The organism is Geminocystis sp. NIES-3709 (assembly GCF_001548115.1).
Classification (GTDB): domain Bacteria; phylum Cyanobacteriota; class Cyanobacteriia; order Cyanobacteriales; family Cyanobacteriaceae; genus Geminocystis.
In genome coordinates this window covers 39,157-53,507 of record NZ_AP014821.1, presented here as the reverse complement: position 1 = coordinate 53,507, position 14,351 = coordinate 39,157, and the positions used below count along the sequence as shown (strand labels likewise).

Annotated in this window: 13 protein-coding genes; 9 read left to right on the top strand and 4 right to left on the bottom strand. The window is 33.4% G+C overall.

Features of this window, described 5'->3' with window-relative positions; genetic code table 11:
* The first annotated feature begins 161 nt into the window (after window positions 1–161).
* Window positions 162–1,595, top strand: coding sequence for a TldD/PmbA family protein (locus tag GM3709_RS00190; RefSeq protein ID WP_066115072.1), 1,434 nt, complete (start codon window positions 162–164; stop codon window positions 1,593–1,595).
* 37 nt (window positions 1,596–1,632) lie between these two features.
* Here GM3709_RS00190 and GM3709_RS00185 read toward each other — a convergent pair whose 3' ends face one another.
* Window positions 1,633–3,516 (bottom strand): sodium:proton antiporter, encoded by a 1,884-nt coding sequence (locus GM3709_RS00185; protein WP_066115069.1) that lies wholly within the window; start codon window positions 3,514–3,516, stop codon window positions 1,633–1,635.
* 171 nt (window positions 3,517–3,687) lie between these two features.
* Here GM3709_RS00185 and GM3709_RS00180 point away from each other — a divergent pair, with 171 nt between their 5' ends.
* Together GM3709_RS00180 and GM3709_RS00175 are read left to right on the top strand one after the other, a co-directional pair.
* Window positions 3,688–5,370: a glycosyltransferase family 39 protein gene (locus tag GM3709_RS00180; protein WP_066115066.1), complete on the top strand. Its 1,683-nt coding sequence runs from the start codon at window positions 3,688–3,690 to the stop codon at window positions 5,368–5,370.
* A complete protein-coding gene (locus GM3709_RS00175) occupies window positions 5,367–5,813 on the top strand; it encodes a hypothetical protein (RefSeq protein ID WP_066115062.1) in 447 nt (148 codons plus the stop codon). Before GM3709_RS00180 ends, GM3709_RS00175 begins: the two co-directional genes overlap by 4 nt.
* Before the next feature lie 141 nt (window positions 5,814–5,954).
* On the opposite strand, the gene GM3709_RS00170 is transcribed toward GM3709_RS00175, so the two are convergent.
* Complete coding sequence (locus GM3709_RS00170; RefSeq protein ID WP_066115059.1) at window positions 5,955–6,644, bottom strand: J domain-containing protein; 690 nt, start codon at window positions 6,642–6,644, stop codon at window positions 5,955–5,957.
* Window positions 6,645–6,647: 3 nt separating this feature from the next.
* A complete protein-coding gene (cysK, locus tag GM3709_RS00165; RefSeq protein ID WP_066115056.1) occupies window positions 6,648–7,589 on the bottom strand; it encodes a cysteine synthase A in 942 nt (313 codons plus the stop codon).
* A gap of 301 nt (window positions 7,590–7,890) precedes the next feature.
* On the opposite strand from cysK, the gene GM3709_RS00160 reads away from it, so the two are divergent.
* The 4 genes from GM3709_RS00160 to cobA all read left to right on the top strand — a co-directional run bounded on the left by GM3709_RS00160 (window position 7,891) and on the right by cobA (window position 11,784).
* Window positions 7,891–9,267: an IctB family putative bicarbonate transporter gene (locus GM3709_RS00160; protein ID WP_066115053.1), complete on the top strand. Its 1,377-nt coding sequence runs from the start codon at window positions 7,891–7,893 to the stop codon at window positions 9,265–9,267.
* Window positions 9,257–9,937: a diacylglycerol/polyprenol kinase family protein gene (locus tag GM3709_RS00155; RefSeq protein WP_066115050.1), complete on the top strand. Its 681-nt coding sequence runs from the start codon at window positions 9,257–9,259 to the stop codon at window positions 9,935–9,937. Before GM3709_RS00160 ends, GM3709_RS00155 begins: the two co-directional genes overlap by 11 nt.
* A gap of 269 nt (window positions 9,938–10,206) precedes the next feature.
* Window positions 10,207–11,070 (top strand): aldose epimerase, encoded by an 864-nt coding sequence (locus tag GM3709_RS00150; RefSeq protein WP_066115048.1) that lies wholly within the window; start codon window positions 10,207–10,209, stop codon window positions 11,068–11,070.
* 24 nt (window positions 11,071–11,094) lie between these two features.
* Complete coding sequence (cobA, locus tag GM3709_RS00145; RefSeq protein ID WP_066115045.1) at window positions 11,095–11,784, top strand: uroporphyrinogen-III C-methyltransferase; 690 nt, start codon at window positions 11,095–11,097, stop codon at window positions 11,782–11,784.
* A gap of 180 nt (window positions 11,785–11,964) precedes the next feature.
* Here cobA and GM3709_RS00140 read toward each other — a convergent pair whose 3' ends face one another.
* On the bottom strand, window positions 11,965–12,234 hold the full coding sequence (locus GM3709_RS00140; protein WP_066115043.1) for a hypothetical protein: 270 nt from the start codon (window positions 12,232–12,234) through the stop codon (window positions 11,965–11,967).
* A gap of 82 nt (window positions 12,235–12,316) precedes the next feature.
* On the opposite strand from GM3709_RS00140, the gene GM3709_RS00135 reads away from it, so the two are divergent.
* Together GM3709_RS00135 and murD are read left to right on the top strand one after the other, a co-directional pair.
* Window positions 12,317–12,868: an RDD family protein gene (locus tag GM3709_RS00135; protein ID WP_066115038.1), complete on the top strand. Its 552-nt coding sequence runs from the start codon at window positions 12,317–12,319 to the stop codon at window positions 12,866–12,868.
* 52 nt (window positions 12,869–12,920) lie between these two features.
* A complete protein-coding gene (gene murD, locus GM3709_RS00130) occupies window positions 12,921–14,276 on the top strand; it encodes a UDP-N-acetylmuramoyl-L-alanine--D-glutamate ligase (protein WP_066115034.1) in 1,356 nt (451 codons plus the stop codon).
* Window positions 14,277–14,351: the final 75 nt, after the last annotated feature.

The following is a 14,351-nucleotide window of genomic DNA, read 5'->3' as shown; positions in this document are numbered from 1 at the left end:
TGTATTAGGTTAATTTTTGACAGGTTTTGATTAATTGATTTAATCTTGTTAGAATCAATTGAGATTTTTTTCATCAATTCTTTTGCCTAACTCCTAATTATTCTCATAAATCAGTTTATTGTGTGTAACATCAGTTATCAATTAATTTTACCTAAATATTTATGACATTTGATTTAGAAAAAGCCCTAAATAACCTGAAGATTTCTGCTGATTGGATCGGTTTAAGACAGGTTTGTGAAACCACTACTACTAAAATTTTTCGAGATGGTAAACCTCAAAGTAATGGCAGAAAATATACTAATGGGGTAATGGTAGAAGTTATGGTAAATGGACAGATAGGGTATTGTGCTACTAATCGATTAGATCAACAAAGTATTCAATCGGCGATCGAAATCGCTCAAAAACAGGCAAAAAGTGCATTGAATTGGGGTATATTTTCCTTTGATACCAGTATTCGTCCTCCAGCTCAGGGTAACTATCGATCTGCCCTAAAAAATGATAATATCTTTAACGATCGAGAATTGAATGATTTATTAATTCAAACTTGCCATAACTTAAAAGTATCGGAAAAAATAGTTAAAGCTACTGCCATAGCTCAAATTAGTGATATTCAATATCATTTTGTAAGTACTAATGGAGCAAATATTAAACAAGAATTTTCCCTCGTCGCCACAGATTATGAAGCCACAGCACAATCCGGAAATATTGTGCAAAAACGTACCGATAACGGCATGATGGCAAGATGTTATCAGGGAGGAAAAGAAATTTTAAACCCCGAAATTAATTTTTCTCGTGCTAAACAAATTGGAGAAGAAGCCGTAGAGCTATTATTTTCAGAAGAATGTCCGGATATGATGACAACTTTAGTCTTAGCACCTGATCAGATGATGTTACAAATCCATGAAAGTATTGGACATCCTTTAGAGTTAGATCGAATTTTGGGAGATGAGCGTAATTATGCTGGTAGTAGTTTTGTTAAATTGTCAGATTTTGGCACTTTAGCTTATGGCTCATCTTTAATGAATATAACTTTTGATCCTACTGTGGAAGGAGAATTAGCTAGTTATGGTTTTGATGATGCTGGATTGAAAGCACAAAAAGAGTATTTAATTAAAGATGGTATTTTATTGAGAGGATTAGGCAGTTTAGAAAGTCAGGCTAGAGCAAATGTTCCGGGAGTTGCCAATTTTAGATCAAGTTCTTGGAATAGAGCTCCCATCGATCGTATGGCTAATTTAAACTTAGAATCGGGTAATAGTAGTTTTAATGAAATTATAAGTTTGATCGAGCATGGTGTCTATATGCAGTCTAATCGATCATGGTCGATCGATGACTACCGCAACAAATTTCAATTTGGCTGTGAATATGCACAATTAATCGAAAATGGTAAAATAACAAAAACCTTACGCAATCCTAACTATCGAGGAGTGACACAACATTTTTGGCATAATTTAGCCTATGTGGGAGACGATTCTACCAGAGAATGTTATGGAACACCCTATTGTGGTAAAGGTGAGCCTAATCAATCTATCAGGGTTGGTCATGCTTCTCCTGTTTGTGCCTTTAACAATATTCAAGTTTTTGGTGGAGGTTAATTTTCTAACAGCTAATAACTAACAGCTAACTCCTAACTTAAATAATTGGTATTTCCTCAACTTCAGGCAATTTATCTAAGACAAAACGGGAGGATTGTATATTACCAGATAAACGCTTTAATAAATCCGATCGAGCATCATGTAATAAATAGATAATTTCGTCATCAATCTTCCATTCTTCTCCCACTGCTAAAATTTGTAATTTTCCGTTCCTTTTAATTAATAATGGTAGTAATTCTCCTTTATTAATCATTGTTTGTAAATGTCCTTGTTGTAACTCGATCGATCCTGATTTAATAATTGTTTTACCTAATTTATACTGTCCTTCGGTTAAATATTGATTCCACTTTTTGATAAATAATTCAGGAATAAAAGCCTGAGTAATTTTTTGTTTATTCATTTTAATTTTATTGTCTTCATGATTGGGAAAAACTGCCAAAACTTTTGACAAAGAAAACTCCTCTAATGCTCGTTGAGCAATCATTAAATTAACATCACTATTATTCGTTAAGGTAATAACTGTACCGACACCTTGAATTCCTGCTTCCTCCAAAGTTTGATGATCTAACCCACTACTCTCAATTACAGGTAGGTTTTCCTTTCTCGCTTTTTCACAGGCTTCTTTATCTGTATCAATCAAAATCACCGATTCCCCTTGAGTTAAAAATAGATTAGCAATTAACCGCCCTAAAGGATTGCAACCCACAATCATCGCCCCTGTAGCTTGTGCGGAAGTTATTTTTAACAAATTTGCCACCCAACCGGCGCTTAAACCCTGAATAAACACCGTCATCATAATGGTGAGGAAAACTAAACCTTTAATGGAGTCTCCCCCGTTAATGCCATTTTGAGTAAGTAAAATAGAGAATAAAGAAGCCACAGAAGCAGAAACGATGCCACGAGGTGCAATCCATCCTAAAAAGCATTTTTGTCGCCAATTCATCCCATTTCCCCAAGTACAAATTAAAATACTTAGAGGACGAACTAATAACATTAATACTAATACTGTTAATACACTACCCCAACCTAGTGCAAAAATACTGGCGATCGATAAATCTGCCGCTAAGAGGATGAATAAAACCGATACCCCTAAAACCGTTAATTGTCCTTTAAAACGTAATAATAACCTCTCTTCGGGAAGGCTAAAGGCTTTTAAGACAATTCCTGCGGTAACAGTTGCCATTAATCCAGACTCACTGATGATACTTTGTGCCAGTCCAAAACTTCCCCAAATTCCTGCCAAAACCACTAAATTTTTTAAATCATCGGAAACAAAATTGGCTTTTTTCTGAAATGTACCTAATAACCAACCACTAACACCACCGATAATTGCTCCTACTCCCAGACGAAACAACAACCCTGAAATAATTTCTAAAGAATCAGTAGAAGGATTTACGATCGTATCTAATACCACAACAGCTAAAATAGCACCAACAGGATCAATTAAAACTCCTTCACCCTCTAATAATGTGGCAACCCGTTTATCGACTGCCACCTGTTTTAATAAAGGCCCTACCACTGTAGGCCCTGTAACTACCACCAAAGAAGCATATAAAAAAGCAATCTGCCAAGGAAATTCTGCTAACCAATGAGCCGCCATTCCTCCCCCTAAAAAAGTGATGAGAGTGCCGATAGTTACTAAATTGCGGATACTACCTGATACTTGCCCTAATGCGTTTAATTCGAGGTTTAAACCCCCTTCAAAGAGGATAATTGCTACGGCTAAAGCCACTAGCACCTCTAAACCTGATCCCAATAATTCAGGATGTAAAATTTCTGTCCCATCTCTACCTAAAGCTATACCAAAAATAAGCAGGAAAACAATACTAGGTATTTTTAGATATTCCCCTAATACTTGAGCACTAATTCCAGCAAAAACAGTAATAACAATTTGTAGGGTAAGAGCGAATGATCCATCCATAATGAATAGTGAATAATGAACAATTAACAATTAACAATTAACAATTAATAGTTTTTAATTCTCAATTTTCCATTAATTCCTAAATATCAAGTGTTAACTTAGAATATATGTTAACTCATTAACTAATAGACAATTCGCAACTTTCAATTTTCAATTCTCAATTACTACACTATGAATCGCTCTACTTCTACTTGGGAAATCCCTCGCTTTCATGTTAAATCAAACGATCGATGGTGGGAGTTTTTTTCTTTTTCTAGTCTCTTTTTCCTTGCCATCATTTTATACACCTTCCATTTAGGTACACTACCTTTAAGAGATTGGGATGAAGCAACTTTTGCCCAAGTAGCGAAGGAAATTTCTGAGTCGTCTTTTCAGGATTGGCGATGGCTTTTTCCTACCATTTGGGGTGAACCTTATTTGAATAAACCCCCCTTAATTCATAGTCTAACAGCGTTAGTTTATACTTTTTTCGGTATCAGTGAATTTTCTACAAGGATTATTGGTGCTTCTTTAACCGCTTTATCTGTACCTTTACTTTATTCTTTAGCGAGAGAGTTATTTTTACCTCGTTACTATGCTTTTTTTTCTGCTTTGATTTATCTTACCACTATGCCAGTGGTGCGTCATGGAAGACTAGCAATGCTTGATGGTGCAGTGTTATGTTTTCAAATTTTGATGATGTTATTTATTTTAAGGGCAAGACGGGACTTAAGATGGTCTTTACCTGCAGGAATTGCTTTTGCTTTGATTTGTCTTAGTAAAGGTTGGATGCTGGGGTTTTTATTTGGCACGATCGCATTTATATTTTTAATATGGGATACTCCCCGTTTAATTTCTTCTATTTACCTTTGGTTAGGGTTTCTTCTCGGTTTATTTCCTGTCATGGCATGGCAAATCGCCCAATATCTCTACTATGGTGATCAATTTATCAATACTTCTATTAAAGATCAATCCCTCGATCGAGTTTTTACCGCCGTTGAAGGTAATCAGGGGCCTATCTGGTATTATCTACTAGAATTGTTAAAGTATCCTCATCCTTGGATTTTTATCGCTGTGGCTGGTATTTTTATCGCATGGCAAAATCGCAATTGGAGTTGGGCAAAATTTATTTTGGTATGGAGTATTACTTATTTAATCATCGTTTCGATTATGGGTACTAAACTTCCTTGGTATATTATGCCGATATATCCTCCATTATCGATCGCTGCGGGAGTTACTTTAGCACAAATAAAATCCTTACCCTCATTTCTATCTTATCCTCGATGGTGGATAGTGTTATTTAGTTTTCTCGCACTTGTTACCAGTGGCGGATTTTTCTATTTCCTTCTCACCCAACCAGATAATGAAAATCTCTTAACCCTTTTAGTTTTGCTTTCTACCACATTTCTTGTTACCGCAATCTTAATGGTAAAAAAAGATATTCAATTTACAGGGGTATTATTTTGGGGAATGTATGTGTCATTAATGGTATTTTTCAGTTCCAATTATTGGTTATGGGAATTAAATGAAGCCTACCAAGTTAAGCCCATTGCCGAAGTAATAAAAGAAGAAATACCTTTGTCTGAGCCTGTTTATATTTCTTTTAATTACGATCGACCTTCTATGAACTTTTATAGTGAAAGACAAGTTAAACCTGTTAATGTAGAAGAAATAAAAGAATTGATGAAATCTCCGTCATATCTTTTAGTTAATCCTGAAATCCTATCTCAACTTGATTTAATTCGGGAAAAAAATCATTATTGTCGTGAGAAAGACAATGTTCATTCTTTAATGGATACTCGATCGAACAGTGATTGTTGGGAAAACATTGGTATTCCTGAATCACCATTTACTTTATTAAAACCAATTCAATGAAATCTTATAATTTATCCGATAATTTAGAAAAAAAATTTTTTATTCCCTCAAAAAAAATAGAAATAAAACAGATTATAGTCAGTATTTTATGGTTTATATTTTGGATGGGAATGTATGCTATAACAGCTTTTATTCAGGCAGAATTTATATTTGTTCCGATGATTTTTAATTTACCATTGGCTAGTTTTTTCTGTACAGGAATAATTTTAGAAACTTTATTTGTTTATTACTTTAATATAGATCCTTCCTATGATTTATTGGGCAAAATAATAGTCTTATTATTCACCTATGCACTTAATTATGGGTATCGACAATTTATTTATAAAGAGATCAAGCCTTTTCAACGTAAATTAAAATCAAGAGTTAAAGAGTTTTTTATCTGGATTATTCCTTGGTTAATTATTGTATTTATTTTAGGTGCATTAAGTGCAAAAATTCAATAATTCAATAATCCTAAGTAGGCTTTGCTAAAAAAGTTTTTTGGTAGGAGTTAAGAGTTAGGAGTTATATCAAGTTTCGATAATTAGTCATAATGAAACTTTGCGTCTTTGCGAGAAATTCTACTATAATTATTTAACAAATTACTAATTAAATTTTTCAGCCATTTCAGCCGCAGAGTGACTAATTTCTTCTGCTAAATTAAATAATTCTCTTCCCGTATGTAAATAGTAATCATCATAGGTTTGAGTAAACCTTTCCAACTCCTCAATACCATCAATAATATGATTTAATCCATAATAAAGATTGGCAGCAATTCCTGCGTAAAGACTAGGATTTGGTTGAGATGTCAAAATAATTTTCGCTTTTTCTAAACTTTTACGAGAATCATCTAAATAATTAGTAAAAACTGACATTAAATGATCGTCAAATAAATCAGCAGATAAGTCTTCTATTTCCATTTCTAGGGGAGAAATAATACCATTGATTAAGTTATAAACTGGAAAATAAACCTCTTTTAACCAACGAAATTGAGAAAATTCATCTTGTTTTTGTTGTCTTCTATTTTGCTGATAATATTGGGAAGCATTATAACTTTTATCTTGTCGATCGTTAACAGAATTAACAAATTTTTGTCTTAATTTTTGATCATAAATATGACGATTTTTTTCATCACTAAGTACCTCATAAGCGGCATTTAGTTTGATGATATGATCATGATTTGAGTTTTTATGTTGGCTATCAGGATGAAATTCCTTGACTAATTTTCGATAAGCCTGTTTAATTTCTAAGGAAGTTGCGTTACTTTGAATGTGTAAAATTTCGTAATAGTTCATCACTTAATTAATCAAATCTTGGAATAAAACAGTGCTTAAATAACGTTCTCCAAAACTGGGTTGAATCATTACAATTAGTTTATCTTCATTTTCTTTTCTTTGAGCTAATTTGATTGCCCCGGCTAAAGCCGCACCAGTGGAAATGCCCGATAAAATGCCTTCTTCACGCGCTAATCTTCTACCATAATCGATCGCTTCACTGTCACTAACAGTAATAATTTCATCTATTAATTCAACTCGTAATACTTCAGGAATAAAACCTGCTCCAATACCTTGTATTTTATGAGGGCCCGGTTTTCCACCCGACAATACAGGGCTATTTTCAGGTTCGATTGCGATCGCCTTAAAAGAAGATTTACGTTTTTTGATTACTTCCGCAATACCAGTAATGGTGCCACCAGTGCCAACTCCTGCAACTAAAAAATCTATTTTTCCATCGGTATCTTTCCAAATTTCTTCGGCTGTAGTACGATGATGTATTTCAGGATTAGCCGGGTTTTGGAATTGTTGCAACATATAAGCATTAGGAGTTGTATCAAGAATCTCCTGAGCTCTTTGAATACAGCCTTTCATGCCTTCACTACCGGGAGTCAACTCTAACTTAGCACCATAGGCGCGTAACATTGCTCGTCTTTCTAAACTCATGGTTTCAGGCATGGTTAAAATTAACTCATAACCTTTTGCTGCCGCCGCCATTGCTAAAGCTATTCCCGTGTTACCTGAAGTAGGCTCAACTAAAATGGTTTTACCTGCATGGATTAACCCTGCTTTTTCAGCCATTTCAATCATATTAACCCCAATACGATCTTTAACGGAAGCGGCAGGATTCATGCCCTCTAATTTAACAATAATTTGGGCTACACAACCCTCTTCTTGAGGGATACGGTTAAGTTTAACTAAAGGTGTTTTTCCAACTAATTCAGTAATATTTTGGGCAATATTCATATATATATATTTATTTTATTAACTGTTCAATATTTTACTGAGTTTTGGTCGATCGTTATAATCAAAAAAATTATCAATTTTATTCACTATTAACTCACTATTAACAATATCTTGACTTTTCGTAGAAATCTAATAGCCTTATCAATAGTCATATTAAAAAATAATTTTTCGTCAAGCTACTTTGGTAAACTATTGCTGTTAGTCTTGTAATTTATGACAAATTAGTTAATGAGAAAAAGACAAAATCTTATTTCCATTGTCTATTCTCTATCAATAACTTTATATCGAAAATAATATAAGAATGAATCAAGTAACCTTAGAAGAAGAAAAAACATCACTATTAAATTGGCGCAAAACCAGTTTATTAGGCAAAATGGTGGGTATTATTTCCCCTTGGCAATCCAGTAGTTATCTACTTAGCTATTCCGATGTTATCGCCTCTATTTTAATCTGTTTAGTCATTATTGCCGCACCCTTTACCAATAACACCCTTGTGGGTATTATCTTAATGGCAAGTGGTGGATTTTGGGCGTTGTTAACCCTTGCAGAAGTTAAACAAAACCAAATCACCTCCATTCATCTCTGGATTTTTGCCTACTGGTTAATCTGTATCGTCGCCACAGCTTTTTCCCCACTAAAAATAGAGGCTTTATCTGGATTATTCAAATTCACCTTGTATCTACTTTTCTTTGCTTTAGCAAGTCGCATTTTTCGCCATCCGAAACTACTCTCTTGGGTAATCGGGGTTTATTTGCTTGTCTCTTTGATTGTTAGCTCTTATGGAATTAGACAACAATTTACAGGTGTAAAGCAACTTGCTACATGGACAGATCCTACTTCTCCTTTGGCAGATACCACTAGAGTTTATAGTTATCTAGGTAATCCTAATCTTTTAGGAAGTTATTTGATTCCGGCAGTGGCTTTTTCTGTGGTGGGAATAATTATCTGGAAAAGTTTACCTCTAAAAGTTTTTGGTGGTTTTAGCTTAACTATTCATACTGCTTGTATTTATTTTACGGGAAGTCGTGGTGCATGGTTGGCTTTAATTGTTAGTGGTGTTGTTTTTCTCTTAGCATTTAAGTTTTGGTGGAGTGAATATTTAACTCCTTTTTGGCGTAAGTGGTTAATCCCTATTGCTATTGGTAGTTTTATGGGGTTTGTATTTATCAGTGCATTATTAAGCGAACCTTTAAGAATTAGAATTTTAAGTCTTTTTTCTTGGCGTGGGGATAGTAGTAATAATTTTCGTATCAATGTTTGGACTTCTGCATTAAAAATGTTGCAGGATTATTCCTTAACGGGGATTGGCTTAGGAAATAAGGTTTTTAACAAAATTTATCCCACCTATATGCAAACAAAATTTACGGCTTTAAGCACTTACTGTGTTTTTCTTGAAATTGCGATCGAGTCTGGTTTAATAGGTCTTATAGCCTTTCTAGGTATCATTGGAAGCACTTTTCAACGGGGAATGCAACTGATTAAAATGATGAAACCACAAAACGATTTACAAGCTATGGGGGTGATTGCTTCTTTGAGTGCCATCGCCGGTTTAGCGACTCAAGGATTATTTGACACAGTATGGTTTCGCCCACAAGTTAATACTCTTTGGTGGCTATGTATCGCCGTAGTGGCTTCTTTTCCCTTTGTCAATTCTTCTAAAAATAAAGATGTCAACTGATTTAACTGCTCCGTTTACCCTCATTTTACAGAATCCCAGTCACTTTGCGATCGTTATCCTTTATTTAGGTATTTTACTGTTGATAGCAGAAATTCTTAGTCGTTACCATAAAACTGACTCCGAATTAACTCGCAAAATTGTTCATATTGGCACAGGTAACGTTATTCTATTGGCATGGTGGCTAAATATCTCGAAAGATGTAATTCTTCTTGCTTCTGTGGTAGCTTCCTTTATTGCCATTATGTCCTATTTTTTACCAATTCTACCCAGTGTGAATGGAGTCGGTAGAAATAGTTTAGGAACATTATTTTATGCTATCAGTATCGGTATTTTAACTGCTTTATTTTGGCAAAATGGGCAACGACAATTTACGGCGATCGGTATTCTTATTATGAGTTATGGTGATGGTATGGCGGCATTAATTGGACAAAAATGGGGTAAACATAAGTATCAAATTTTAGGTAATCAAAAAAGTTGGGAAGGCTCATTAACCATGACTGGGGTTAGTATTTTAGTCACTGTCATTATTTTGGGGTTTACTTGGCAAAATTTACTTATTGCTTCGATCGTGGGGATATTTGCTACTATATTAGAAACTTTTTCTTCGATCGGCATTGATAATTTAACTGTACCTGTAGCTAGTGGAATTATTGTCTATTATTTATCATAAATACGATAGAAATCCTCTATGCCTCGTGAGAAATAATTATGTTTAATTAGCAATTAGCGATTAGTTATCAGCTATTGTGCAGTTAAATTTCTGGCCAACATTAGTTAGTAATTGATTACTTATTCTTTAAATGGAAAAAAAGCTAACAGCTAAAAACTAACACCTAACAGCTAAAAGGTAATCCCTTTAATTAAAAGTATCTAAAATTCTCACAAATGATTTAGGAATGCTATATCTAATTTATAAACATTCAATTTCATAAATAAACTATGTATAATATAGCCATTAAACAAGAAGAATATTTAACTTATATTTTAAAAGATTTAGATAGTAACTGTCGATTAGAAATAGTTCCCGAAAGAGGAGGAATTGTTACCGATTGGACAATACAAGGACAGAAAATTTTATACTTAGATAAAGATAGATTTAAAAATCCACAACTTAGTGTTAGAGGTGGAATACCTGTCTTATTTCCTATTTGCGGTAATTTACCTGATAATATTTTTTCCTACCAAGAAAAGACTTATATTTTAAAACAACATGGTTTTGCAAGAGACTTACCTTGGAAAGTTATAAATCAATCTACTGATAAATCCGCAAGTCTCACTTTATCTTTAACAAGCGACTTAGAAACTTTGAAAGTTTATCCCTTTGAATTTGAGCTAAATTTTACTTATAAACTTTTAGGAAATAAGTTAATTATTGAACAATTATACAAAAATAAATCTAAGGAAAAAATGCCTTTTTCTATTGGTTTTCATCCTTACTTTTATTGTGGTGATAAAACTAAATTAAAACTTGAAATTCCAGGCGAAGAATATTGGAATAAAAGTGATGATAAAACTTATTCTTTTAATGGTGAATTAGATTATAATTTAGAAGAAATCGACATTGCTTTTACTCAATTACAAGGACAAAAAACATCTTTTATTGATAGTAAACGTAACTTAACCGTAGAAATTACTTATAGTGACTTATTTTCTACTCTTGTATTTTGGACATTGAAAGGAAAAGATTATATTTGTGTTGAACCTTGGAGTTCTCCCCGTAATGCTATTAATACAGAAGAACAATTAAATTACTTACAACCTAATGAAGTTTATAGTGCAAGTGTTTCGATCGAAGTAAAATAAAAATAAGGAAATTTTCATCCATTAATGACAGTTTATTTTATTGGTGCTGGAATTGGGGGAATTGACTATCTTACAGTTAAAGCCCATAAAATTATATCTCAGGCAGAAGTAATTATCTATGATGCCTTAGTCGATAAAGAAATTTTAGAGATTGCCTCTTCTGAATGTATTAAAATCTGTGTCGGGAAAAGAGGGGGTGAAATAAGCACTTCTCAAACAAGTATTAATCATTTGTTAGTACAATATGCCCAAGAATATAATGCGGTTATTCGTCTTAAATGTGGAGATCCTGCAATTTTTGGGCGCATTAATCCAGAATTGGCAGTTTTAAGGAAAATTAACATTGATGTTGAGCTTATACCCGGTATTTCTTCCGCTCTTGCTGTTCCTTTTTTAGCTAATATTATGTTAACGGAAAAGGATAATAGTCGTTGTTTAACTATTATTACAGGTCACGATCCAAATATACTTAATTGGTCAATTTTGAGTCAAGTTGATACTTTAGTTATCCTCATGGGAGGTAAAAATCTTTCTGTTATCACTCAAAAATTACAAAAATATGGTCGATCGAGTGATTTTCCTATTGCCATTATTAAAAATGGTGGTAATCCAAAACAAATACAATGGAAAGGTACATTAAAAAATATTGTGGAAAAAACTGTAAATATTTCTTTATCTCCTTGTGTCATCGTCATCGGTAAAGTTGTTAATTAGTTATTACCAAAAAAATCTTTTTATGGAGATAGAATTAGCTTAAATTAACAATAATTAAAGTTTTTAGCCTAATAATATATTAAATTTTTTTAACCTAAATTCGGTGAAAAAAATATTGTCGAAAGGGTAGCTATCAGCCATTGTTAAGTTAAATTTCTCGTCAACATTATTAGTAATTGATTACTTATTCTTTAATTGAAAAAAGGCTAAGAGCGAATCTCCATTTTCACTCATAAATTTTATAGCTCTCTCAGGTTTTTTTACATTATCTAAACAATTAATAAACATAAAAAAAGAGAAGTATTTAACTTCCCCTTCCTTGGTATTTTTGAGTTTATTTTTTAACATTTTGAGGCGTTTTTGCCATTGTTTTTTCTTCGCCGTGCCTCCTTTTCCTTTATCATTGCGTCCTTCTCGTCTCGGAGATTCCCAACGTTTTAATCGTGGCATGATTTCATACTGCTCCTGATACTCTTAACAACTATAATAACAAATAACCCTGAATTTTGACAAAAATATTTAAACTCCGATCATGTATAGCGAAGAAACTCTTTTTCGTCGATCGCCGAAAGCACCCTTTGATCGCCGTGCTTATGCTTTTTTAATTGATTTTGTGGTAGTTTGGGTTATTTCTTCCCTTGTGACTAACATTTTCTTAGAATTTATCGTTTTTTCTTTGCTATGGTTAATTTTACGGGTAATTGTGGTGGATAAAAATAAAGGACAAAGTTTAGGACGTTGGGCAATGGATTTAAAAATTACCGATGTCCGTTTTAATCGTCTTCCTCTGCTTCTTTCTCTTGCAAAAAGAGAGGGTATTATTGCCGTTGTCGCATTTTTGACGATGATCGGGTTAAAGGTTAATTTTGCAGATTTTTTGTTAATGGTTTTATTTTGTACACCTTTGATGATTGACGGTTTTACCGCTTTCACTGATGATGAATATAATCAAGCTTTTCACGATCGAGTTAGTGGTACGATGATTATTCAAACCAAACGGGGATTTTCCTTAGATTTAAGAGTTAAAAAATGGTATAAAGAAATGAGAAAAACGTGGGATAAAAATAGAAAAAAAGACAGATAAACAGTTAAAATCGAAACAACACTTTTTTATAATTGATTAATTAAACAAATAAATGGGCAAAGTTAATATTATTGGTTTAGGAAAATCTGGTATCGCCGCAGCTAGAGTTTTAAAGCAAGAAAATAATCATGTTACCATCTATGACTGTTCCAAATCCGAATCCCTAGAAAAAATAAAAGATAATCTTGCCCAAGAGAATATAATAGTCAAACTAGGTGAAAATTTACCTTTAAATAACGAAAATAAGCCCGATTTAATCGTAGTTAGTCCGGGTGTACCTTGGGATATACCTTTATTAGTCACCGCTAGGCAACAAGGTATTAAAACCATCGGCGAAATGGAATTGGCGTGGCAATATCTTAAATCTTCTCCTTGGATTGGCATTACAGGCACTAACGGCAAAACCACCACCACAGCCTTAATTGAAGCCATGTTAAAAGCTGGAGGGATCAAAACTTCTGCTTGTGGTAATATTGGCTATGCCGCTTGTGAGTTAGCTTTATCTGCCTTTAAAAATCCCCCTGAATGGGTAGTCGCTGAAATCAGTAGTTATCAAATTGAATCTTCGATCGATTTATCTCCTAAAATTGGGGTATGGACAACTTTTACTCCAGATCATTTAGCAAGACATAAAACCTTAGAAAATTATCATGCTATTAAGGCTAGTTTATTGCAACGTTCTCAAAGTAAAATCTTAAATGGAGATGATCCATATTTATATAATTTTGGCTTAAATTTAGACTGGAAAAATACTTATTGGACGAGTGTTAGAGGCAAAGATTATTTATTAGGAAATATTGAAAAAGGAGTTTATTTAGAAGACTCTTGGATAGTTGCTTTTAAAGAGTTAATTGCACCAATTTCTCTGTTTAAAATGGTAGGGAAACACAACTTACAAAATGTTTTAATGGCTACTGCCGCCGCTAGATTAGCAGGTGTTAGTAAAAGTGCGATCGCTGAGACTATATCATCATTTACGGGTGTAGTTCATCGTTTAGAATTAATTACCACTATTAACGGAGTTGCCTATATTAACGACAGCAAAGCGACTAATTATGATGCGGCAGAAGTTGGTTTAGATTCGGTGGAATCTCCTGTTATTTTGATAGCCGGAGGAGAAGCAAAAGAAGGAGATGATACGGCATGGATAACAAAAATTAAAGAGAAATGTGCTTCTGTGTTGTTAATTGGAGATGCGGCTTCTTTATTTGCTGAAAAATTAAAAATTCAGGGTTTTAAAGACTATGAAATAGTAAATGACATGGAAAAAGCTGTATTTAGAGGAAAACAATTAGCCCAAGAAAAAAAAGCCAAAGTAGTATTACTTTCTCCCGCTTGTGCTAGTTTTGATCAATATCGTAGTTTTGAACATCGAGGAGATCATTTTCGAGAATTATGTTTGAGTTAGATTCTGACAAATAATCTCTCTAGTCTTTTAGTCTTAACTTAAAATAACGGTTAGATTATTGACAAAATCCTTGAT

Excerpts from the sequence above, each read along its gene's own strand:
- GM3709_RS00190 (WP_066115072.1), top strand. The coding sequence starts at position 162 with ATGACATTTGATTTAGAAAAAGCCCTAAATAACCTGAAGATTTCTGCT.
- GM3709_RS00185 (WP_066115069.1), bottom strand. The coding sequence starts at position 3,516 with ATGGATGGATCATTCGCTCTTACCCTACAAATTGTTATTACTGTTTTT.
- GM3709_RS00180 (WP_066115066.1), top strand. The coding sequence starts at position 3,688 with ATGAATCGCTCTACTTCTACTTGGGAAATCCCTCGCTTTCATGTTAAA.
- GM3709_RS00175 (WP_066115062.1), top strand. The coding sequence starts at position 5,367 with ATGAAATCTTATAATTTATCCGATAATTTAGAAAAAAAATTTTTTATT.
- GM3709_RS00170 (WP_066115059.1), bottom strand. The coding sequence starts at position 6,644 with ATGAACTATTACGAAATTTTACACATTCAAAGTAACGCAACTTCCTTA.
- cysK (WP_066115056.1), bottom strand. The coding sequence starts at position 7,589 with ATGAATATTGCCCAAAATATTACTGAATTAGTTGGAAAAACACCTTTA.
- GM3709_RS00160 (WP_066115053.1), top strand. The coding sequence starts at position 7,891 with ATGAATCAAGTAACCTTAGAAGAAGAAAAAACATCACTATTAAATTGG.
- GM3709_RS00155 (WP_066115050.1), top strand. The coding sequence starts at position 9,257 with ATGTCAACTGATTTAACTGCTCCGTTTACCCTCATTTTACAGAATCCC.
- GM3709_RS00150 (WP_066115048.1), top strand. The coding sequence starts at position 10,207 with ATGTATAATATAGCCATTAAACAAGAAGAATATTTAACTTATATTTTA.
- cobA (WP_066115045.1), top strand. The coding sequence starts at position 11,095 with ATGACAGTTTATTTTATTGGTGCTGGAATTGGGGGAATTGACTATCTT.
- GM3709_RS00140 (WP_066115043.1), bottom strand. The coding sequence starts at position 12,234 with ATGCCACGATTAAAACGTTGGGAATCTCCGAGACGAGAAGGACGCAAT.
- GM3709_RS00135 (WP_066115038.1), top strand. The coding sequence starts at position 12,317 with ATGTATAGCGAAGAAACTCTTTTTCGTCGATCGCCGAAAGCACCCTTT.
- murD (WP_066115034.1), top strand. The coding sequence starts at position 12,921 with ATGGGCAAAGTTAATATTATTGGTTTAGGAAAATCTGGTATCGCCGCA.